This is a genomic window from Micromonospora sp. AMSO12t (assembly GCF_008806585.1).
In the GTDB taxonomy this organism is placed as follows: Bacteria; Actinomycetota; Actinomycetes; order Mycobacteriales; family Micromonosporaceae; genus Micromonospora; species Micromonospora reichwaldensis.
The window spans coordinates 1-20682 of record NZ_WAAS01000106.1; the positions used below are offsets into that span (position 1 = coordinate 1).

The 20682-nt window shown below is 73.7% G+C and carries 18 protein-coding genes and 2 riboswitches; of the genes, 5 read left to right on the forward strand and 13 right to left on the reverse strand.

From position 1 onward, the window contains the following. From F6X68_RS17140 to F6X68_RS17160, 5 genes are all read right to left on the reverse strand, one after another. Positions 1-1164, reverse strand: a 1164-nt coding sequence (locus F6X68_RS17140; protein WP_151455234.1) for a cell wall anchor protein, incomplete at its 3' end; no start/stop codon positions are given. Between the two features lie 160 nt (positions 1165-1324). Beyond that, a riboswitch (cobalamin riboswitch) is annotated at positions 1325-1395 on the reverse strand. Between the two features lie 136 nt (positions 1396-1531). Beyond that, the gene (locus F6X68_RS17145) at positions 1532-2017 is read right to left on the reverse strand and encodes a hypothetical protein (protein ID WP_151455235.1); all 486 of its coding nucleotides are present in this window, start codon (positions 2015-2017) and stop codon (positions 1532-1534) included. Positions 2018-2052: 35 nt separating this feature from the next. Next, the gene (locus F6X68_RS17150; protein ID WP_151455236.1) at positions 2053-3120 is read right to left on the reverse strand and encodes a prenyltransferase/squalene oxidase repeat-containing protein; all 1068 of its coding nucleotides are present in this window, start codon (positions 3118-3120) and stop codon (positions 2053-2055) included. A gap of 100 nt (positions 3121-3220) precedes the next feature. Next, a riboswitch (cobalamin riboswitch) is annotated at positions 3221-3353 on the reverse strand. Between the two features lie 75 nt (positions 3354-3428). Further along, on the reverse strand, positions 3429-6026 hold the full coding sequence (gene rph, locus F6X68_RS17155) for a rifamycin-inactivating phosphotransferase (protein ID WP_151455237.1): 2598 nt from the start codon (positions 6024-6026) through the stop codon (positions 3429-3431). A 213-nt stretch (positions 6027-6239) separates the two neighbouring features. Continuing rightward, on the reverse strand, positions 6240-6953 hold the full coding sequence (locus F6X68_RS17160; protein WP_151455238.1) for a hypothetical protein: 714 nt from the start codon (positions 6951-6953) through the stop codon (positions 6240-6242). 196 nt (positions 6954-7149) lie between these two features. On the opposite strand from F6X68_RS17160, the gene F6X68_RS17165 reads away from it, so the two are divergent. Continuing rightward, positions 7150-8043, forward strand: a complete 894-nt coding sequence (locus F6X68_RS17165) for an SGNH/GDSL hydrolase family protein (protein WP_151455239.1) — start codon at positions 7150-7152, stop codon at positions 8041-8043. 100 nt (positions 8044-8143) lie between these two features. Here the strand turns inward: F6X68_RS17165 and F6X68_RS17170 are convergent, their stop codons facing one another. The 4 genes from F6X68_RS17170 to F6X68_RS17185 all read right to left on the reverse strand — a co-directional run bounded on the left by F6X68_RS17170 (position 8144) and on the right by F6X68_RS17185 (position 12359). Beyond that, positions 8144-8335, reverse strand: a complete 192-nt coding sequence (locus F6X68_RS17170) for a hypothetical protein (protein WP_225852263.1) — start codon at positions 8333-8335, stop codon at positions 8144-8146. Positions 8336-8504: 169 nt separating this feature from the next. Further along, positions 8505-8963, reverse strand: coding sequence for a hypothetical protein (locus F6X68_RS17175; protein ID WP_151455240.1), 459 nt, complete (start codon positions 8961-8963; stop codon positions 8505-8507). Positions 8964-8966: 3 nt separating this feature from the next. Further along, positions 8967-11402: a molybdopterin oxidoreductase family protein gene (locus F6X68_RS17180; protein WP_151455241.1), complete on the reverse strand. Its 2436-nt coding sequence runs from the start codon at positions 11400-11402 to the stop codon at positions 8967-8969. 243 nt (positions 11403-11645) lie between these two features. After that, positions 11646-12359 carry an RICIN domain-containing protein gene (locus F6X68_RS17185; protein WP_151455242.1) on the reverse strand — a complete coding sequence of 238 codons (714 nt, stop codon included), beginning with the start codon at positions 12357-12359 and terminating at the stop codon, positions 11646-11648. Between the two features lie 112 nt (positions 12360-12471). On the opposite strand from F6X68_RS17185, the gene F6X68_RS17190 reads away from it, so the two are divergent. Next, positions 12472-12906 carry a hypothetical protein gene (locus F6X68_RS17190; protein WP_151455243.1) on the forward strand — a complete coding sequence of 145 codons (435 nt, stop codon included), beginning with the start codon at positions 12472-12474 and terminating at the stop codon, positions 12904-12906. Between the two features lie 28 nt (positions 12907-12934). Here the strand turns inward: F6X68_RS17190 and F6X68_RS17195 are convergent, their stop codons facing one another. Then, on the reverse strand, positions 12935-13726 hold the full coding sequence (locus F6X68_RS17195) for a TioE family transcriptional regulator (protein ID WP_151455244.1): 792 nt from the start codon (positions 13724-13726) through the stop codon (positions 12935-12937). A gap of 57 nt (positions 13727-13783) precedes the next feature. On the opposite strand from F6X68_RS17195, the gene F6X68_RS17200 reads away from it, so the two are divergent. Beyond that, the gene (locus tag F6X68_RS17200; protein ID WP_151455245.1) at positions 13784-15013 is read left to right on the forward strand and encodes an erythromycin esterase family protein; all 1230 of its coding nucleotides are present in this window, start codon (positions 13784-13786) and stop codon (positions 15011-15013) included. A gap of 61 nt (positions 15014-15074) precedes the next feature. Here the strand turns inward: F6X68_RS17200 and F6X68_RS17205 are convergent, their stop codons facing one another. The 3 genes from F6X68_RS17205 to F6X68_RS17215 all read right to left on the reverse strand — a co-directional run bounded on the left by F6X68_RS17205 (position 15075) and on the right by F6X68_RS17215 (position 18992). Next, entirely contained in the window at positions 15075-16403 is a 1329-nt protein-coding gene (locus F6X68_RS17205) for a PHB depolymerase family esterase (RefSeq protein WP_151455246.1), read from the reverse strand. Positions 16404-16566: 163 nt separating this feature from the next. Continuing rightward, positions 16567-17463, reverse strand: coding sequence for a bifunctional helix-turn-helix transcriptional regulator/GNAT family N-acetyltransferase (locus F6X68_RS17210; RefSeq protein ID WP_151455247.1), 897 nt, complete (start codon positions 17461-17463; stop codon positions 16567-16569). A 164-nt stretch (positions 17464-17627) separates the two neighbouring features. After that, positions 17628-18992, reverse strand: a complete 1365-nt coding sequence (locus F6X68_RS17215; RefSeq protein WP_151455248.1) for an endo-1,4-beta-xylanase — start codon at positions 18990-18992, stop codon at positions 17628-17630. 555 nt (positions 18993-19547) lie between these two features. On the opposite strand from F6X68_RS17215, the gene F6X68_RS17220 reads away from it, so the two are divergent. Together F6X68_RS17220 and F6X68_RS17225 are read left to right on the forward strand one after the other, a co-directional pair. Beyond that, positions 19548-19754, forward strand: a complete 207-nt coding sequence (locus tag F6X68_RS17220) for a hypothetical protein (protein ID WP_151455249.1) — start codon at positions 19548-19550, stop codon at positions 19752-19754. Positions 19755-19898: 144 nt separating this feature from the next. Beyond that, positions 19899-20663: a rod shape-determining protein gene (locus F6X68_RS17225; protein WP_225852264.1), complete on the forward strand. Its 765-nt coding sequence runs from the start codon at positions 19899-19901 to the stop codon at positions 20661-20663. Positions 20664-20682 lie beyond the last annotated feature (19 nt).

Here is a 20682-nt window from a genome sequence, read left to right on the forward strand (position 1 = left end):
GGTCGGGGTCGGCCCGGGCGACGACGGCGGCGGGTCGAGGCCGATGCCTCCCAGCGGCACCTGGACGAGGCCGAGCACGGCCTGTGCGGTGCCTCGACGCCACTGGTCCCGGTCGGTGTCGGTGATCCCGGACGCGACCGCCGTCGTCAGGCTGTCGGTGTTGTAGGCGACGGCGCCCGCGTCGGCGGCGGCCGCGCCGCCGTTCGCCGCGGTCAGCTGTAGTGCGGCCAACGCGCCGGCGGCCCGCGCGGCCTCGGCGTCGCGGCCGGCGGCGGCGAGGGCCTGTCCGGCCAGGCCGGTGCTGTTGGAGTTCGCGCCGGTGGTCGGGCCGGAGCCGCCGAACGAACCGTCGGCGCGCTGCTGATCCACCAGCCAGGCCACGCCCCTGGCGGCCGCCGCGGTGGCGCCGGCGGCGCCGTCGGCGGCGGCGGCGAGCAGCGCCTGCACGGCCATCGCGGTCGAGTCGACGTCGAGGGTGGCGCCGGCCTGCTCGTCGCAGGACGGGGACGGGCCGTCGGCGGTGTCGGGGTAGAGCCGGAACCCACCGGCCACGCACTGCTGGCGGATGAGGAAGTCGACGGTGTCCTGCGGTACGTCGCCGCTGCGAGCCAGGCCCAGCACGGCGAAGGACTGGTCGAAGGCGTTGCTGGCGTCCGGACCGGTGTCGGCGGTGGTGCGGCTGGTGATCCGGCCCCGCTGGTGTCCGGCGTCCGCCCCGGCGACCAGCGACAGGGTCTCCGTCCGCAGGTCGAAGCCGCCGAAGTCGGTGGGATCGGCGCCGGCGGCGGAGGCGGCGTACAGCAGCTTCGCGGTCGACCCGCCGTCGGTGAAGCCGGGGATGCCCCAGTCGTCGAGGCTGTTGTAGGACCGCACGTGCGCCGCGACCTGCGCCGTCGCGGCCTGACGGACCGGCGCGTCCACCCCGGTGGCGGAGAGGGCGAGGAGCCCGTCGATGGTCAGACCCCAGTCCGGACCGCCGAACGGGCCGGGCAGCACCCCGTCGGCGAACTCGCCGGCCAGCCAGGAGGCGGCGTCGCGCGCGGCGGCGTGGGCCGGGGCGGGCGCGGCCACGACGGTCAGGGGTACGGCGGTGAGCGCGGCGATCGTCGCCGCAGTGGCGGCGACGACGCCGGCGCCGAGACGCCGGGAACGGGACCGGGACATGAGGGGTGCCTTTCGCGGAGCGGTCGGTGGAAGCTCCGGAAAGCACCCGGGGACAGCGACACCCCGCTCGCGTGATGCGATGAGCGGGGTGGAACGGACCTCGGGTGGCCCGGACTTCACCCTGTAAACCTCGACAGTGGAAGCCGCTCGTCCCGGGCGAGGCATTCCGGCTCGCGAGGCCGGGGCCTCGCTCACGGTTGCGGGTCAGCGCCGGCTTCGAACCGGCTTCCCCCCACTCGGGACGTATGCAGTTGTGGACCGGCGTGTACCGGGTGCCGACACCGTACCGCCCGCACGTCGCGCGACGCCAGGGGAGGTGGCCGGCACCCGGTGCACCACTACGGTGACACCCCGTGTGCGGCCACGGTCAGGGCGCGGCGATGCTCGGCGGGGCGCCCGCGCCGAACGACCAGCCCTCGACGGTGCCCGGGGCCGGGTTGTAGCTGCTCGCGCCGGACGTGCTGTAGGACCAGGCGCCGCCGCTGGGGGCATGCCAGTACGACCAGTACGCCGTGGCGGGCGGGGTGTTGACGCACGGATCGGCCGCGGCGGTCGGCTTGCCGTTGATCCGGCAGACGAACGCCAGCCCCCAGCGCTGGGTGCCGGTCACCGTGAAGCCGGCGCCCTGGAGGGCGGCCAGCCCGGAGGCCGGGTCGCCCGGAGCACAGGCGACCTGGACGCCACCGCCGAGCGCGGCGAAGTCGACCACGACGGTGACACCGGAGGTGCCGGTGCAGGCCGCGGCGTACCCGGCCCGGGGGGCGGGTTCGACGGCGGTGAGGGCGACGGCGGCGACGGCGGCTGCCAACAGGCCGGCGAGCCGGGTGCGGACGGTGGATCGGTGACGGAACACGGTTCCTCCTGGAATCGGTGGAGCGACGGGACGGGTCACGGGCAGGCGGGGACCGGTGCGCCCGGGGCGGCGCCGGCCGCGGACAGCCGGGCGTACCCGGTGCCGGTCAGGCCGAGGACAGCCTGGCCGGTGGCCCGGGCGGCGGTGCCGGGGTCGAAGGCGCCGCCGTCGAAGTCGACCGCGCCCCGGTCGGCCGGCGCCCCGGCGCAGCCGACCTGTAGTCCGGCGAGGAACACCCGCGCGCGGGCCCAGGCCAGCGGCCGGTTGCCGTCGCTCAGCGCCTGCGCGGCGAGGCCGGTGCTGTTGGCGTTCGGGATGCCGGCGGCGTTGGCGAAACCGCCGTCGGCGCGCTGCACCGACAGCAGCCAGCGCAGCCCGGCGGCGGCGTCGGACGGGCGGCCGGTGGCCCGCAGCGCCTGCACCGCGAGCGCGGTGGCGTCCACGTCGGAGGCACAGACCGGTTGCGCGGGCAGCAGCGGGTAGCCGCCGTCCGGGCAGCGGGTGGCGGCCAGCCAGGCGGCGGCCGCCGGGGGCGTGCCCTGCGAGGTGCGGCCCAGGGCGAGCAGGGCGAAGGACTGGCTGAACGTGTTGCTGTAGTCCCCGTACGCCGACCGGTCGGTGAACCGGCCGGTGGGGGCCTGCAGCGAGCGCAGCCGGGTGATCAGGTCCACGCCGCCGACGTCGGTGGGGTCGCCGCTGCGTACCTGGACGGCGAGGGCGAGCTTGGCGGTCGCGCCCGCGTACGCCTCGGTCGCGCCGTCGCCGAGGTAGGCGTCGCGGATGTCCGGCCGGGTGACCCAGGCCAGCGCCCGGGCTCCCGGGTCGTCGGCGACGCCGGCGGCGGCGAAGGCGAACACCGCGTCGAGGGTGAGGCCCTGGTCGGGGTAGGTGACGCCGTCGAAGACGACCTCGAGACGTTCGCCGGCGACGAGTTGGCGGGCCAGCCAGCCGGCCGCGGCCCCCGACCGGCCGACCCCGGCAGGCGAGGTGGGGGAGACGTGGGCGGATGCCGGTGTGGCGAGGGTGAGGGTGGTGAGGGTGAGGGCGGCGAGCACGCCGCGGAACAGGGTGAGCAGGCGGTGCCGGCTCAGGCGGACGACCATCGGAAGCGCCTTTCCGGCCCGGCGGTCGTCAGAAGCCCGGCCACCCGCCGCAGCGCGGGGGTCGACCGGGACTCCGACCCGTGGGCCACGACGGGTGGGGAGCGGATTCTGCGCGTACGTCGGGTATTCGGGCTCGCCGTCGGAGATGCATCTCGACGGCCTACCGTTGCGGGCCAGCGCCGGACTTCGACCGGACTTCCCCCGCACGCACGCGCGTTGGTTGAGTTGTGGCGCCAGTCTGGAGTGGAGGGACGCCCGATGTCAATGCGTGATCGCCCGCGCGCGTCCGGTCGCAGCCCCGTGGCCGGTCAGGACAGGATCTCGACGTACCCGTCGGTGGCGTGCACGCGGATCCGCTGTCCGTCCCGGATCAGCCGGGTCGCCTGCGCCACCCCGACGAGGGCGGGCAGGCCGTACTCCCTTGCGACCACCGCCCCGTGGGTCATGAGGCCGCCCACCTCCGTCACCAGTCCCGCGATCGCGACGAACAGGGGTGACCAGCTCGGGTCGGTGTAGGCGGTGACCAGGATGTCGCCCGGTTCGAGGTCGGCCTCGGCCAGGTCCAGGACGACGCGGGCCCGCCCCTCGACGGTCCCGCCGGAAACCGGGAGGCCGACCAGCGCGCCGGTCGGCACGTCCTCGCGCCGGTACGCGCCGGCGATGCCCTCGCCTTCCGACGTGAGCACCCGGGGCGGGGTGAGCGTCCGGTACGACCTGAACGCGTCCTTGCGCCGCTGGATGAGCTGGTCGTCCACCTCGTGCGTACGCACGACGTCGTGGAGCTCCTGGAACGTGAGGTAGAAGATGTCCTCCGGCTCCGGGAGCACGTGGGCCCGCACGAGGCGCCCGGCCTCTCTCAGCAGGGCCTGCTTGTAGCTGAGGTAGCGGCTGACGATGACGTACTTCGGATACTCCCGGTACCCGATGAAGGTCCGGACCCGGTCGATCATCCGCTTCGTCTCCGCCGCCTTGCGCTCCCCGTCCGGCAGGGCCCGCAGGCGCTCCAGGACCTCCTGTTCCTTCCGCGCCGCCCGCTGGCGCCCCTGCGCGAAGCGCCGCTCGCGGGCGCCCGGCTCGAGGTTCCTGACGTTGTCGAGGATGAGGGGCACGAGCGTGCTGGGGCGCTCGTTCCAGCGCGGCCTCGTGATGTCGATCTCGCCCGCGCAGCGCATGCCGTACCTGTCGAGGTAGGCCCGGATGGCGTCGCGCGCTTCCCGGCCGCCCGGGAGCCGGGGCAGCTCGTCCACGAAGCCCTCGTCCTCGACCTCCCGCAGGAAGGCCACCACCTCCGGGTGCGGGCGGATGACGTCGGCGACGTCCAGCAGCGCCAGTCCCATCTCCGACGTGACGTTGTCGGGCGCGGAGAGCGTGAGCGTGTCGGCCGCGTTCTTCTCACCCAGCCACTCGTACAGCCTGTCGTTGAGCCACCACGTGGCCTCCATCCCCGCCATGATCGCCTGCATGCTCAGCGGATCGCCGAGGCCCCGCTTGTGCTCCTGGAAGGCCTCCAGCAGGAAGTCGAACAGCGCCGGCCCGGACTTCGTACGGATGTCGCGCCGCAGGGTGGCGAGGGCCGCCTGGCTGCGTTCGACCAGCTCGGCGACGATGGCCGGATCGGTCTCGATCGGGGCGGGCGCGCCGCCGGCGGGCGGCCCTGCCGGCCCTTGGTCGGGGAGCGACGGGACGAAGTCGCCGCGGCCGAGGACGGTCTCCAGCGCGTCCCTGATCAACGGATCGGACCGCCCCACCATCTCCAGAAGGCCGGCGCGGCTCGCGGGCGCGGCCAGGCGCCCGGTCACGTCGACGAACAGCCTCCCGCCGGCCTCGTGCATCGGCGCCATGGCCGTCAGCTGCCACATGGAGATCCCCAGGGGCTTCATGGGGTCCGTCATCATCTGCTGGTGACCGACGGAGACGTAGACGTGGTTCGCGCCGTCGCCGGTTTCGGGGATGGGGAACAGCGTGGTGATCGGCCGGCTCTGGACGATCTGGAAGTCGTCGTCGACCAGGCACCACTCGATGTCCTGGGGGTGGCCGAAGTGGGCTTCGATCCGCCGGCCCAGCCGCACCAGCCGTACGACCTGCGCATCCGTCAGGGCCGGCTGCTCCTGCCGCTCCGAGTCGATCGCCTGTTGCCTCGTCCCGCCGGCCGGCAGGGCGTGGATGGCCAGTCGCTTGGCGGCGATCGCCTTTTCGACGATCTGACCGTCCCGCACCCGGTAGGCGTCGGCGTTCACCAACCCCGAGACGAGGGCCTCGCCGAGGCCGAAGCTCGCCTCCACGACAGCGACCTTCCGGTGGTGCGTGACGGGGTCGGCCGTGAACAGGACGCCGGCCGCCTGCGGGAAGACCATCTTCTGCACGACCACGGCCATGTGGACCGTGCGGTGGTCGATGCCGTTGCGTCGACGGTAGGTCACGGCCCGCTCGGTGAAGAGCGAGGCCCAGCACCGGCTGACGTGCTGGAGGACCGCTTCCTGCCCCACCACGTTCAGGTACGTGTCCTGCTGGCCCGCGAAGGAGGCCGTCGGCAGGTCCTCCGCCGTCGCGCTGGACCGGACGGCACAGGCAGCCCCCTCGCCGAGCCGGGCGAGGGCCCGGACGATCGCCGCCGCCACGTCGTCCGGGAGGACGACCGCTTCGATGGCCCGTCGGATCTCCGCACCGAGCGCGCGGATCGTCTCCCGGTCGTCCGGGTCCAGGCGCGACAGCCGGTCGAGCCGATCGTCGATCGACGGCGCTTCGGCCATGATCCGCCGGAAGGCGTCCGTCGTCACGCAGAAGCCAGCCGGCACGCGGATGCCGTCGACCCGCGACAGAGCCGCCAGGTGCGCGCCCTTGCCGCCGACGGAAGCGACCTGCGCGTCGTCGACCTCGTGGAGGTCGCACACGTACTGCTCGATCATCGCGACCCCTCCGAGGCAGCCGGCATCCGTCGCGACAACGACACTCGCACGTCGTGCCCCGCTTCTTCGCCGGTTTCCGGTTCAGCGGACGATTCTGCGGCAGGACACGGGTCTTGCGGCAAGCCCTCCAGCCCGATATACGTTGAAGCGGGACAGTTCTCTTCGCGGTTGTCCGCTGCGACCGAAGTGGCGCGATCACCCGCCGCGATGTCCTCAGGCCAGCAGTTGCTCGCGCATCCTGGCGCCCGGGTTGAACCCACCCACCACCCGAGGGCTGGCCGGATCGTGCACGTCGAGGGTGTTGTTGCGGCGCATGAGCTCACGGACCGGAGGTGGCAGCCGGGGCGGGTCGTCCATGGCTGCGAGGATCTGTCCGGCGCTCGTGATCAGCCTGTCGGCGAGGGCGGCGGCGTCGGTGTCCACCCGCACCCGGCCGTACTCCCAGCCGGCGGTGGTGAGGTCGAGCACCTCGAACACGCGGGTCACGAGAGGACTCGGGTCGGTCACCCGGTCGAGCCGGGCCGCCTGGCCGCCGAGCACCGCGACGGCGGCGGCCACCTGCGCGTACGGGTGCAAGCCGCTCGGCAACGCGAACAGCGGCCAGCGCAGGGCCCGGCCTGCCTCCATCCACAGCGGCCGGTAGTTGCGGCGGTGCACCAGGAGCCGCCGGCCCGTTCGTCGGTGGACGTCCTGGGCCTGGGCCTGTAGGTCCACGTAGGCCTCGTCGGCGACCTGGCTCACGATCCGGGCCGCCACCACCACGCCGTCGTCGTCGTTCAGCATGCCGGCGACGGCCTCGACCTGCTCGGGGAACCGGAGCTGCGCGTGGGCGCCGTACCGGTGCTGGACGTCGCGTAGCAGAGCCTGCTGCCGTTCCGGATCGAGCTGGACCCGCCCGCCGCCCAGCAGTCGCTGGAGCCAACGCATTTCGCCTCGTTTCAGCAGAGCCGTCCCGGACTGCGGCAATGCTAGTGCGTCGGACCTTCCCGCGCGCGGAAGGGGTGGCCGAGCCGCCGTCGCGTTCCGCCCGACGGCCCGTGGCAACAATGGCCGTCGATATTGACGTGCGACGACGGCGCGGACAGAATCACGGCACCCACCATGATCCCCGCTGGGAGATGCCATGACCCGTCCCCGCCTGCCGTTCCTCCGGGCCGCCAGCCGGCTGGCCGCGTTCGCCGCGGCCACCGCCGGTGTGCTGCTCACCCTCGCCGCACCGGCCAACGCCGCCGCGCCCACCGGGCGCTACGTCGCGTTGGGTGACTCGTACACCTCCGGCCCGCTGATCCCCACCCAGGTCGACCTGAACTGCCTGCGCTCCAACCGCAACTACCCGTCGCTGGTCGCCGCCTCCGTCGGCTCGTCGGCGCTGGCCGACGTGAGCTGCTCCGGCGCCACCACCGAGGACATCCTCGTCGGCGGCAGCGGCGCACTGGGCATCTCGTTGCCGCCGCAGCTCAGCGCGGTCACCCCGGACACGACACTGGTCACCGTGCAGATCGGCGGCAACGACATCGGCTTCTCCGGCATCATCACCGACTGCGCCGAGGCGAGCCTGAGCAGCCCCCTCGGGTCTCCGTGCAAGAACCGGTACACCGCCGGTGGCGTCGACCAGTTGCAGGCCAGGATCGCCGCCACGGCGCCGAAGGTGACCGCCGTGCTGCAGGCCGTCCACCGTGCCGCGCCGGGCGCCCGGGTCGTGGTGCTCGGCTACCCGGCGATCGTGCCGGACAGCGGCTACGGCTGCTGGCCGGTGGTCCCGATCGCCTACCAGGACGTGCCGTACCTGCGCGGCGTCCAGAAGTCCCTGAACGGGATGCTCGCCAGCACCGCCGCCGCGAACAACGCCACCTACGCCGACGTCTACGCCCCGTCGGTCGGCCGCGACACGTGCAAGAGCAGCGGCACCCGTTGGGTCGAGGGGCTGGTCCCGCAGAACGCCGCCGCCCCCTTCCACCCCAACGCCAGGGGCGAGCAGGGCATGGCCAACGCGCTGCTGGCCAGGCTGAACAGCTGACCGACGATTCCCATCGCCGGCGCGACCTGACCCGACGAGACACCGGCCACCCGCCCCACCGCCCATCCGGCGGCGGGACGGGTGGCCGGTGCCGGGCGAATCAGCCGACGGCAGGGTCCCCGGCTCCCGCCGTCGGCACCACCAGGTCGGGCAGGTCGCCCAGGGCCCGGACCGCGGTGACGGCGGCGTACCCGTCGGCGAGCCAGGCCAGGTCGGTGCCGGGAACGCGGCGGGCGCCGTTCTCCTCGAGGGCCGTACGGACGTAGCCGTGACCCCTCTCGGCGACGGCCACCTGCACCTGACCGAACGGGGCGAGGGCAGCCTGGCGCAGTCCGGCGACTCCGTTGGCCGGCCGGTGCCGGGGCGAACACCATCACCTGTTCATCCATCGCCACCTACTGCCCCGCGACGGCCCCGCCAATCGGGCGAGGGGCCGCGATCTGGGGGCGGGTCGGCGGCGGTCAGTCGGCGACGACGAGCGCCTGGGGCGCGGCGGCCTTCATCCGGGTGCGCAGCCACTTGAGCTGGATGGCCGTCTCACCCTCGCAGCGTCGTACGAGCGCGAGCAGGTCCTCGTCGCGCGCGCCGTAGGCGGCCTGGCCGACGACGGTCCAGGCGATGTCGCACTCGGCGGCCATCAGGTAAAGGTCCTGCAGGTCACGCAGCAGGCCGATGCCGCCGGTGCGGGTGCCGGTGAACAGCTGCGAGTGCAGCCGGTCGGGTTCGGTCGGGGCGTCCTCGGCGTAGCGGGCGGCGAACGGGCGCAGGCCTTCGGCGTGCGCGTCGCAGCGCTTCGCCTGTCGCTCACACAGGTGGCGGATGTCGGGTTCCTCGGCGTGCGCGTCGGCGACCTGCCGGAACGCGCCGGCGAGGTTGACCTGGGCGCGGTGCAGCAGGCCGAGGTAGTGGGCGAGGTGCACGGGTCACTCCTTCCCGCTGGTGGCCTGCGCCGCCGGTCCACCCGCGGTCGGGGGGATGCCGGCGTCCGGGGGCGGCGCGCTGCCGCCGACCGTCGGCGCCGGTGCGGGTACGCCGCGGCCGTCGGCGAGCTTCTCGACCGCGACGGCGGCCACCTTGAAGAGGGGCTGCTTGGAGACCGGGTCCCAGGCGGTGACGGTCAGCTCGTTGGCGGCGCGGGGTGTGCGGTCGTGCGGGTCCTGGTCGAAGTAGCCGTAGTGGAACGGCAGGAACACCACGCCGGGGCGGATGCCGCAGAGGCGGGCGCGGGCCTGGATGCCGCCACGGGCCGAGGCGACGCCGACCAGGTCGCCCTCGGCGATGCCGAGCCGGGCCGCGTCGGCCGGGTTGAGCTCCACCCACACGTCCGGCGCGGCCCGGTCGAGCTGTGGGGCCCGGCCGGTCTTGGTGCGGGTGTGGAACTGGTAGACGGTGCGGCCGGTGGTCAGCAGCATGGGGTGTTCGTCGTCGGGCACCTCGGGGGAGGGCTGGTAGTCGACGGTGTGCAGGAACGCCCGCCCGCCCGGCTCCTTGGCGCGGTACTCCGGCTCGGTGAACTCGGCGCCGGTGGCGAGGTCGTGGCCGTACGTCTCGCAGTGGTCGGGGTCGGTGGGGAAGCGCCCGTCGGTGTAGAGACGCTCGGTGCCGTCGGGGCGCTCGTCGGTGCAGGGCCACTGGACGCCGGAGCCGCCGCGCAGCTTGGCGTAGGTGATGCCGGTGTAGTCGCACGGCCGCCCCCGCGAGCACTCCTTCCACGCCTCGAACACCTCCTCCGGTCCGGTCCACCGGATCAGCGGTTGCCCGTCGCGGTCCCGGAAGTCCATCCGCCGGGCGTAGTCGAGGAAGATGTCCAGGTCGGGACGGGCCTCGCCCGGTGGGTCGACGGCCTTGTCGGAGATGTGCACGGTGCGGTCGACGCTGGTGAACGTGCCGGTCTTCTCGCCCCAGGTGGCACCGGGCAGCACCACGTCGGCCAGCTCGGCGGTCTCGGTCAGGAACAGGTCCTGCACCACCACGAACAGTTCCGGCTTCGCCAGGACGCGCCGGATGCGCGACAGGTCGGGCAGGGACACCGCCGGGTTGGTGGCGCTGATCCACAGCAGCTTGATCGAGCCCTGCTCGGCGTACCGGAAGATCTGCATGGCGTGCGTCGGGGGCGCCCAGTGCGGGATGACGTCGACGTCGACGTTCCAGAGCCGGGCCAGTTCCTCGATGTGCGCGGTGTTCTCCCAGTTGCGCAGGCCCGGCAGGTCACCGTCGGCGCCGGTCTCCCGGGTGTTCTGCGCGGTGGGCTGGCCGTTCATCTGGTAGATCCCGGCGCCGGGGCGGCCGATCATGCCCCGGATCAGGTGCAGGTTGTTGACGCCGCAGGCGGCAGCGGTGGCCTGGTTTGACTGGTAGAAGCCCTGTAGCACCGTCGACAGCAGCCGCCGCGAGGTGCCGAGCAGCTCGGCGGCGCGTTCCACGTCGGCGGCCGGCACGTCGCAGATGTCGGCTACCCGCCGGGGCGGGTAGCCGTCGACGATGCGGCGTAGCTCCTCGAAGCCGAGGGTGTGCGCGTCGACGTAGTCGCGGTCGTACCAGCCGCGCCGGATGATCTCCCGGAGCAGGCCGTTCATCAGGGCCATGTTCGTGCCGCTGCGCACGGCGAGGTGCAGGTCGGCCTCCCGGGCGACCGGGGTGGCGCGCGGGTCGACCGCCAGCATCGCCGGCGGGTTGGGGCCGCGCCGCCGGTCCAGCATCCGCATCCAGAGCACCGTCTGGGTCTCGGCGACGTTGTGGCCCCACAGGGCGATCGCGTCGCAGTGATCCACGTCGGTGTACGAGCCGGGCTGCCCGTCGGTGCCGAAGCTCGCCTTCAGAGCGGCGGCGGCGGTGGCCGTGCAGAGCCGGGTGTTGCCGTCCATGTGCGGCGTGCCCAGCCCGGCCTTGCCGATCACGCCCAGCGTGTAGTACTCCTCCAGGAACAGCTGGCCGGTGGTGTAGAAGCCGAAGTGCCCCCACCCGCCCGGACCGTCGAGGAGTTCCTTCGACCGGGCCACGATTCGGCCCATCGCGGTGTCCCAGTCCGTCTCGACCAGCCGGCCGCCCTCGCGCACCAGCGGCCGGGTCAGCCGGTCGGGGCTGTGGTTGGCCTGCCACCCGTACAGGTCCTTGGGGTCGAGCCGGCCCCGGTTGATCCGGTCCACCGCCCGGCCCCGTACCCCGACGATCCGGCCGTCGGCGACCGCGATGTCCAGCGCGTCGCCGTTGGAGTGCAGCACCGACGCCGACTGCACCCACCGGTCCACGTCCGCCTCGGTACGCCCGTCGGCCAGATAGCGGTCCACCCGCACCGGCCACTCCTGCCCCGGCCCGTACGGGGTCCGTTCACCCCACGGGTCGGCGATCCGGTCCACCATGACGCGCTCCCTTCTCCCGGGCCTCGGTCGTCACATCCGTCCCGCCGTCAGCAGGCGCACCGCATCCGGCCCACGTCCCGGGCCGCCGACCGCCCACCACCGGATCCGGCACCGTCGCGCCCGCCTCCTCGCCTCGCCCCTATGAGCATGTGGCGATACCCCGGACCAGCACGCCGAACCGGACCGAGAGCACCGGTTCGGGTGTCCGTGCCGGCCGAAGGCCGTGACGGGGGCCGGTGGCGCTCAGTCGCCCGGGCCCGCAGGCGCGGCGCCGTTGTCGACGAAGTCGAAGCTCAGGCCCTCGCCGGCGGCCCCCTCGCCCACCCGTTGAGCCACCAGGCCCTGCCTGTCGGTCGCGCGGAGGCGGACCTCGCCCTCGCCGCTGATGGTGTAGGTCGGGCGGCCCTGGCTCTTCTCCCGCGTCTTCTCGATGGTGAACAGCTGGCCGGCCCGGCCGGCGTCGCAGGCGGCGGCCACGACCGTCGCCGGGGCGCTGCCGTTGTCGCGCAGACCCATGCAGTCGGGCTCGCCGCCGCTGTGTGCCTTCGCGGTCCGGATCTGGTAGCGGTTGTCGCCGGCGGGAAGCAGCACGAACAGGCTCTTGTCCGTGTCGCCGTCGGTCAGGTTCAGCCGGCCCTTGGCGTCGACCGCCAGGATCGACTCGAACGACCCGACCGGCCGCAGGACGATCTGCCGCTCACCCCGCATGATCGGGTCCGCGTCGTCGGGCGCCCCGGGGCCGGTCGTCTGCGCGCCGCCCGCAGGGCCGGAGCCGGCGGGCGAGGGCGTGCCCGCGGTCCCGCCGTCGGGTGCGGGGGTCACCGGCGAGGCGGTGGGCTCCCCGGTCGTGGGAGCCGTCGAGGCGCAGGCAGGCATGGACGCGGCGACACCGACGGCAAGCGTGGCCGCGACGGCGGCCCGACGGACGACCGTGGCAGGGGACGACAGGTTCGGCATGGCCAACTCCTCAAGTCGATCTCCACGAGCCTAATCCGCCCCCGCGCACCGCGCAGAAGTCGTACCGCCGCAGGGGTCTGGGCAGGGCCACGAGGGTGGCTAGCATCTGCGCATGACGTTCTGGGTGCACTACGTGGTCCCACCCGGGGTGGCCGCCGGGGGCATGCTCGTGCCCCCGGGCGACGACGTCCTCGTCTTCGCCCAAACGGTCGAGGTGGGCGGGCGGGACCGGACCGTCGAGTTCTCCGTCCTCGCCGCCGGCGACGGGATCCAGGTCGCCACGGACATCGACTGCACCGCGGTGCTGCGGGGACGGGCCGAGGAGGTGGCCGTCGTCCGCGCCGTGGACGGCCTGGTGCTCGAGCACGCCGCACAGGCTGTCCGGATCCACGAGCTGCTGCTGCACAGGTGGTACGAGGTCAGTTCGGCGTCCCACCGGGCGTCGCTCGAAGCGCTCCGGCGATGGCTCACGGCTCACGACCGAGCGGGCGACTACTGGCAACTGCTCGTACGGCCAGGTGACCGGGCAGCGGGTGACCCCGTCTGAGTGGCGGCGACGCCCGCTCGGGTGACGATCAGCGGGAGCCACCCGGTGGCTGGATCGGATCCGTGGCCGGTGAGGCGGTGCCGGGGGCGCTCGGCCTGTCGCCGGGCGGGACCGGTCGGCAGTTGAGGTAGGCGTCCAGGGCGGCGGCGCCGGTCAGCATGGCACGGCTGCGGGCAGCGAGGCGGGCGCGCCAGTCGCGCAGCATCGACCCGAGCGGCGCGACGCCCCCGGCGGAGCGGACCTGGGCGATCAGCGGGGCGATCTGCGCCAGCAGGTAGCCACCCCGCCTGAGCTGGTGGGCCAGCCGGGCGTCGCGCACGTCGACGGCGCTGTAGACCCGGTAGCCCGTCTGCGGGTCGCGGCGCGGCTGGAGCACGCCCGCGCGTTCCCACTTCCGCAGGGTGGCCGGGCGGATGCCGAGCCTTCTCGACAGGGGACCGACGAACGTGTTGCTCCGTCCCTGCGGCACCGGATCGAGGTCACCGACAGCGGCTTCGGCGGCCTGAAGGGTGCGGCGGTCGTCGAGCAGCTGCGCGTGACTCTCGTCGACGAGCCGGAGGGCGTCCTCGGTCGCGCCCCGGTTGACCGCCTGCATGATCGACGTGGCCGTCGCATGCCCGTGTCCGGGCACGAGGGCGAGGAACGCGCGCAGTGCCTGCGCGTGTAGCGCCGTGTAGGTGCGGTAGCCGTGCGGGGTGCGGTCCGCGGCCGGAAGGATGCCGGCCGCCTCGTAGTTCCTGACCGCCTGCGTCGACAGGCCGTGCGCGCGCGCCAGATCGACCGGCCTGAGCCTGCCACTGCTTTGAGGGTTTGGCGTCATACCCTGCCGATATCGAGGAAAAGTTTGCACCGTCGGTTCAACGATACCGTTGAGGGCATGACTGCTGGTATCGCAGACGCCGCCCGTGCCGTCGACCCCGCTGCCGTCATGGGGTTGCTCCCGGGCAGGCCGCGGCTGCTCGCCCTGGGCGAGCCCACCCACGGCGAGGACGCACTGCTCGACCTGCGCAACGAGCTCTTCCGTCAACTCGTCGAGCAGGAGCACTACCGGACGATCGCGATCGAGAGCGACTGCATGATGGGGCTGGTCGTGGACGATCACGTCACCTCGGGCACCGGCGTCCTCGACGACGTCATGGAGCGCGGGTTCAGCCACGGGTGGGGCGCCTTCGCCGCCAACCGCGAGCTGGTGCGCTGGATGCGCGCGTACAACGACGGGCGGCCCCCGGCGGAGCAGGTGCGGTTCGCCGGGTTCGACGGCCCGCTGGAGATCACCGGCGCCGCGAGCCCCCGGCAGGCCCTCACCGCACTCCACGCCTACCTCGCCGCCCGGGTCGACGCCGACCTGCTTCCCTGCACGGCGGAGACGCTCGACCACCTGCTCGGCGCCGACGAGCGGTGGACCAGTCCCGCCGCCATGATGGACCCCTCCCGGTCCGCGGGGCGCACGCCCGACGCCGGCCGGCTGCGGCTGCTCGCCGACGACCTGGTGGCCCTGCTCGACGCGCAGACGCCACACCTGATCGGGGCGTCCACACCGGAGGACTGGCACCGGGCACGCCTGTACGGGCGTACGGCCGTCGGCCTGCTGCGCTACCACCACGCGATGGCCGACCCGTCGCCGAGCCGCATGGCGCGGTTGCTCGCCGTGCGGGATTCGATGATGGCCGCCAACCTGCTCGCCATCGCCGGACGAGGGCCGGCACTGGTGAACGCCCACAACGGCCACCTCCAGCGGCACAAGAGCAGCATGCGGATGGGCGGACTGCCGGTGCAGTGGTGGAGCGCCGGCGCGATCGTCGGCGCCCACCTGGGGGAGGAGTACGCCTTCCTCGCCACGGCCGTCGGCACGATCCGCCACCAGGGAGTCGACGCCCCGCCGCCGGACACCGTCGAAGGGCTGCTGTACGCGCTGCCGGCGGAGCGTCACCTCGTCGACGCCCGCCGACTGGCCGCCGCCCTCGCCGGCATGACGCCCGCCGCCCGGGTGTCGCCCTGGTTCGGCTACGCCCCGCTCGACCCGGCCCACGTGGCCGACACCGACGGGATCCTGTTCGTCAGGGACGCCGGGCGGGGCCAGGCCCCGCCAGCGTCCGGCAACGACTGACCGGCACTGGTCCGCGCCTGCCGCCGGGGCGGCGCCGGCGGCCGGCGCCGCCCCGGCCGGTTCAGGCGATCGCGCAGGTGGCGCCGTTGAGGGTGAACGAGGCGGGCCGTCCCGTGTCGCCGGTGTGGGTGGCCTGGAAGCCGACGCTGACCGACGTGCCGGGCGCGATGGTGGCGTTGTAGGAGACGTTGCGGGCGGTGACCGCGCCGCTGGTCGGGGCGTACGTCGCGTTCCAGCCGTTGGTGATGCTCTGGCCGGCGGGCAGCGTGAAGGCCAGCGACCAGCCGTCCACCGTCGTGGTGCCGGTGTTGGTGACGGTGACCGAGGCGGTCAGGCCGGCGTTCCAGGCGTTGACGGTGTAGCCCACCCGGCAGGCGCCCGGCGAGGGCGGGGGAGTGCTGGGCGGCGGAGTGCTGGGCGGCGGGCTCGTCGGCGGCGGCGTGGTCGGCGGCGGCGTGGTGGGGGGCGCGGCGGTGTCGAGCCCGAAGAAGCGGATCGCCTGCGCGGCGTCGACCGGCAGGTTGTGCGACACCCCCTGCATGCTGATCGCCTCGACCGGCGCCCGGTCGCCGCTGCCGCCGTAGCGGGTGCGGGTGTAGCCGGCCTGCGGGCTGTCGGTGTACGTCGGCGTCTGGCTCAGCCCGTGCACGTCGGTCCACTGCTTGACCTGCTCGCCGAAGTTCGGGTAGCGCAGCACCTCGTCGTTCGTCCCGTGCCACGTCTGCATCCGGGGCCGGCGTCCGGTGTAGCCCGGATAGGCGTTGCGGACCAGGTTCCCCCACTCCTGCGCGGTCCTGGTGACCTGGCCGTTGGCGCACTCGCTGTTCCACTCGGAGCCGTTGGTGGTGGCGAAGCAACCGAAGGGGACCCCGGAGAACGCCGCCCCGGCGCTGAACACGTCGGGGTAGAGCCCGAGCAGGACGTTGGTCATCATCGCGCCCGACGAGATGCCGGTGGCGAAGATCCGGTCGGGGTCGACGGCGTAGCGCTGCCGGACGTGGTCGACCATCGACTTGATGCCCACCGGGTCGCTGCCGCCGTCGCGGCGCAGCGCCTGCGGGGAGGAGACGTCGAAGCACTGGCTGCTGCGGGTCACCGACGGGTAGACGACGATGTAGCCGTACCGGTCGGCGAGCGCCGCGTACTGGGTGTTGGCGTACATGGCAGGGCCGGTGCCGGTGCAGTAGTGCACCGCGACCAGCAGCCCCGGCCGGGGCGCGACGGAGTCCGGCACGTACAGGTACATGCGCAGGTTGCTCGGGTTGGGGCCGAAGCTCGTCACCTCGGTCAGGGTCGCGGCGGACGCCGGCGGGGCGACCGCCACCGCCGCCAGGGCGGTCAGCGCGGCGGCGGCCAGGGCGGCGCCCAGCACTCGGAGTCTGGTCCTCATGGATGGTTCCTCTTCCGCAGACGGTGGACAGGGCGGGGTTCCGATCGAGGGCTGCCCGGCTGCCCGATCACGTCCGGCTCAGGAACATCGATAAGTATCTATTAATATGGAGAGTCCGGCAAGTGCCGGCCGGGCGCGACCTGCCGTGCTGTCCCTCGCGCCGTCACCGTGCCAGGCGCTTCTCGAACCAGTGGTGGGCGTACGGCTCGGCGTTGTACGCCTCGATCTCGCGGTAGCCGGCCGCCCGGTACATCGCGATCGCCTCGGTGAGGTTGCGGTTCGTGTCCAGCCGGACGGCGCTCCAGCCCCGCTCGGCGGCGTGGCGTTCCAGCTCGCTCAGCATCCGCCGCCCGAGCCCGAGCCCGCGTACGGCGTCCGCCACCCAGACCCGCTTGATCTCGGCGGGCGCGTCCCGGTGGAGCTTCACCGCGCCGCAGCCGACCGGCTCGGCGTTGAGGGTGGCGAGCAGGAACACTCCGGCCGGGGGGACGAGTTCCTCGTCGTGGACCGGGTTGCTCCGGGCCGGGTCGAACCCGCCGTCGAAGCGCCGCGCCACCTCCCGGGCGTAGGCCCGTACGCAGGCGCGGGCCCGCGGGTCGCCGGGCGGGCAGGGCGCGATCAGCACCATCGACGCGACGAGCAGCCGTTCCACCTCGGCCATCGCCGCGACGAGCCGCTCGCGGCGTCGCCCGGTCAGTGGGGCGAGGATCGACCGGGCGAAGTCGTCGGAGCGCTCGTCGAGCTCGGTCCACTCGGCACGGCCGGCGGCGGTGAGCGTGGCGACCCGGACCCGTCTGTCCCCGCCCACCTGGTCGGACGGCCCGACGGTGACGAGCCCGTCGCCCTCCAGGGCGCGCAGGAGGCGGCTGAGGTGCCCCGAGTCCAGCCCGAGCCGGGACCGCAGCGCCGCGACCTCGGCGCCACCGGGGCCGATCTCCCACAGCAGGCGGGCCTGGGCGAGGGGGCGGGCGCGCGCCATGTACTCGTCGTCGAGCGCCCCCACCCGCTGGGTCACCGTCCGGTTGAACCGCCGCACGGCGGCGATCGACTCCGCTTCCATGAAACCTGACCTTAGTCAGCGATGCCCGGTCCGCGCCAGCACCGCCCCGGCGGCGGGTGCGGTCGCGTCGCGCGTACCGCCGGCGACCCGGCCCGGGCCGCCACCCGGCGGCCCCGGGGCGGCGCGGTGGGCGCCGTCCCCGGGGCCGTCCGGTCGCCCGACGGTCAGGAGGCGGTGCAGGAGCGCACCTGGGGGCGCGTCCAGTTGCCGTTGGCCATCGTGGTGAACCCGAAGACGTTGCCGCTGCCGTTGGAGCGCATCGTCATGACGTTCCCGTTGCCGTCCCAGCTCGGGGTGCCGTTCCAGGTGGCGGAGACCTTCTGCGGGGGCGTCACCGCGACGACGACGGTCCAGTTGGTGGCGCCGCTGACCGTGACGTCGCTGTTGAACCGGTCGCCCCACCGGGTGCCGTCGCGCAGGGTGGCGGTGCAGCTGCCGCCAGGCGGCGGGGTGGTCGGGCCGGTCGTCGGCGGCGGCGAGGTCGGCGGGGGCGTGCCGTTGTTGAGGGCGGCGAGGACCGCGTCGTACGCGGGCTTGCGGTTGCCGTTGTTGTCGAACAGCAGCGGCGTGTCGGAGGCCCGCCAGGAGTCGCTGTCCCGGATGCCCCACACGGTGATGCCGGTGCACCGGGAGACCGCGAGGCAGTCGTTGACCACGTTGCGGTACGTGGTGGGCGAGGCCCCGGCGATGTCCAGCTCGGTGATCTGCACGTCGACGCCGAGCGCGGCGAAGCTGGACAGGGTCGTGCGGTAGTTGCCCGGGTAGGGCGAGCCGCTGTTGAAGTGCGACTGGAGGCCCACGCAGTCGATCGGCACGCCGCGCTGCTTGAAGTCGCGGACCATCGCGTAGACGGCCTGGGTCTTCGCGTGGCTCCAGTCGTCGGTGTTGTAGTCGTTGTAGCAGAGCTTGGCGCCGGGGTCGGCGGCCCGGGCGGCCCGGAACGCCGCCTCGATCCAGTCGTTGCCGGTGCGCTGGAGGTTCGAGTCGCGCCGGGCCCCGCTGCTGCCGTCGGCGAACGCCTCGTTGACCACGTCCCAGGCCACGACCTGACCCCGGAAGTGGGTGGCCACCTGGGTGACGTGGTTGAGCATCGCCTGGCGCAGCGCGCTGCCGCTCATGTTCTGCATCCAGCCGGGTTGCTGCGAGTGCCAGGCCAGGGTGTGGCCCCGCACGCTCATGCCCCGGCTGCGGGCGTGGCTGACGATCCGGTCCGCGTTGCCGAAGGTGAACTGCCCCTGCTGCGGCTCGGTGGCGTCGATCTTCATCTCGTTCTCGGGCGTCACCGAGTTGAACTCGCGGTTCAGGATCGTGACGTAGGTGTTGTCGCTGAGCTTGTTGGCGGCGACGGCGGCGCCGAAGTAGCGACCGCGCTCCGCCGCCGACGCGCCCAGCGTGGTCCCGGCGCTCGCCGCGCCGGGCAGGACCGTGGCGCCGGTCGCCGCGAGCAGTCCCACGGCGGCGACGACGATGGCCGCGCGCGCCCGCGAACGCGATCTCGACCGGGTGTCCCGGGGGTGCCTCTCGGTCATTCCTGCTCCTTCCGGGGCCGGTCCGCACCGTCGGGGGGACGGACCGGTGTGGTGGGGGTGTGCCGGATCAGGGCCGCCCGGCGGGCTGCGGCGCACGGGCCGCGGACCCGCCGTCATCGACCCTGATGGATGTGGAGTATGGCAGCGCGGCGCGCGGCCGAGCAAGAATTTCCGGAAAAGTTTCGGTAGTCTCCGAGCCTGTCGCGTCGGTCGATTGGTGGCACACGGCAGGTCAGCGATCGGCCGGGAAGGGAGGCGGGTGCTGCTGTTGATCTCCATGCTGCCGGGGTGAGTGTCCGCCGGTCGGATTTTCCGGTACGCCTCCGTAACGCGTCAGAGGTCGCGCCTGGCCAGGCCGCCCATCTGCACCGGCGTGCACCCGCCGCGGCCGGCGCGACGTCAGCGAACCGCATCAGACCGATCGCGTACGGCCCCGCACGCCGTACGCCCAGCCCGTCATCAGCGGCGGGACGAGGTTGCCGAGCCCGTGGGCGGCGCCGACCACCGCGCGCAGGCGGCCACCCGGTCCGCACGACGCCCGGCTATGGTGGGGACATGCAGGATCGGCACGGCCTCCGCCGCGCCGGCAAGCGGGTCTCGCTGCCGGCGCTGCTGATGCTGACCGTGCTGCTCATGGTGCTCTCCGCGGCCCGGTCCGTCGGGCTGTGCATCGTCTTCCGGAGCGCGCGGCGGGCCATTCCCGGCTGCGTGCCCGCCTGGTCGGCCGACCGCGCTCCGCCCGGGCTGACGTTCGCCGTCTGAAGCCCGTCCGCCTCCCCGCGTCCCGTGACGCGGGCCCGTGGCTTGGAGCACCATGCCGACCCCGCATCACGATCGATCCACCCTGCCCCGGTCCGTCGGCGACGGACCCCGGGTCACGCCCGCCCCACGACGGGGGCGGTGAGCATGCTGGCCCCCGGCGCATACGCCCGCCTCGGTCTGCGGCATCCCGTCGCCCTCGACCTGGGCACCTCCACGGTGCGACTGTGGACGCCGGTCTCCGGCACGGTGGTCACCGAGCCCGCCGTCGTCGCGTGCACGTCGTCCGGCGCCCAGGCCGTCGGACGTGCCGCCATCGCCCTGCGGGACACCGGTGACGCGAAGCTGCTGTGGCCGGTACGCCACGGCGTGGTGGCCGACTTCTTCGGCTGCGTACACCTGTTGCGGGTGCTGGCCGCGGCGAGCGGACGGCCGGGTGACGACGTCTCCCCGGTCGTGGTCGGCGTGCCGGCCACCGCCACCCTGCGGCAGAAGGACCTCCTGGTGGCGGCGGTCCGCCACGCGTTCGGCGGGCGGGTTGCCACGGTGGAGGAGCCGCTGGCCGCCGCCCTGGCCTGCCGGGCCGACCTCGACCGCGACGACGTGGTCGCCGTCGACATCGGACACGGCCGGACCGAGATCGCGCACATCGCCGATCGCGGGGTCGAGGCGGTCGAGCGCGTCGACGCGCCCGATCCTCTCGACCGGGTGTCGCTGATCGCCGACGCGGTCCGACGCGTGGGCGCCCGGCCGGCGTTCCCGGGGCGACGCCGGCTGCTGATCACCGGCGGCGGGGCGGTACACCCCGAACTCGGGGCCCGGCTGGCCGCGCTGACCGGCCGGGTCGTCACGATGCCCGCCGATCCGCACCTGGCCACGCTCGCCGGCCTGCGCCTGCTGCTCACCGGCTGACCACAGGCGGTGCCGCACG

Coding starts and splice junctions, on each gene's coding strand:
- F6X68_RS17150 (WP_151455236.1), bottom strand. CDS start 3,120: ATGGTCGTCCGCCTGAGCCGGCACCGCCTGCTCACCCTGTTCCGCGGC.
- rph (WP_151455237.1), bottom strand. CDS start 6,026: ATGATCGAGCAGTACGTGTGCGACCTCCACGAGGTCGACGACGCGCAG.
- F6X68_RS17160 (WP_151455238.1), bottom strand. CDS start 6,953: ATGCGTTGGCTCCAGCGACTGCTGGGCGGCGGGCGGGTCCAGCTCGAT.
- F6X68_RS17165 (WP_151455239.1), top strand. CDS start 7,150: ATGACCCGTCCCCGCCTGCCGTTCCTCCGGGCCGCCAGCCGGCTGGCC.
- F6X68_RS17180 (WP_151455241.1), bottom strand. CDS start 11,402: ATGGTGGACCGGATCGCCGACCCGTGGGGTGAACGGACCCCGTACGGG.
- F6X68_RS17185 (WP_151455242.1), bottom strand. CDS start 12,359: ATGCCGAACCTGTCGTCCCCTGCCACGGTCGTCCGTCGGGCCGCCGTC.
- F6X68_RS17190 (WP_151455243.1), top strand. CDS start 12,472: ATGACGTTCTGGGTGCACTACGTGGTCCCACCCGGGGTGGCCGCCGGG.
- F6X68_RS17195 (WP_151455244.1), bottom strand. CDS start 13,726: ATGACGCCAAACCCTCAAAGCAGTGGCAGGCTCAGGCCGGTCGATCTG.
- F6X68_RS17200 (WP_151455245.1), top strand. CDS start 13,784: ATGACTGCTGGTATCGCAGACGCCGCCCGTGCCGTCGACCCCGCTGCC.
- F6X68_RS17205 (WP_151455246.1), bottom strand. CDS start 16,403: ATGAGGACCAGACTCCGAGTGCTGGGCGCCGCCCTGGCCGCCGCCGCG.
- F6X68_RS17210 (WP_151455247.1), bottom strand. CDS start 17,463: ATGGAAGCGGAGTCGATCGCCGCCGTGCGGCGGTTCAACCGGACGGTG.
- F6X68_RS17215 (WP_151455248.1), bottom strand. CDS start 18,992: ATGACCGAGAGGCACCCCCGGGACACCCGGTCGAGATCGCGTTCGCGG.
- F6X68_RS17220 (WP_151455249.1), top strand. CDS start 19,548: ATGCAGGATCGGCACGGCCTCCGCCGCGCCGGCAAGCGGGTCTCGCTG.
- F6X68_RS17225 (WP_225852264.1), top strand. CDS start 19,899: ATGCTGGCCCCCGGCGCATACGCCCGCCTCGGTCTGCGGCATCCCGTC.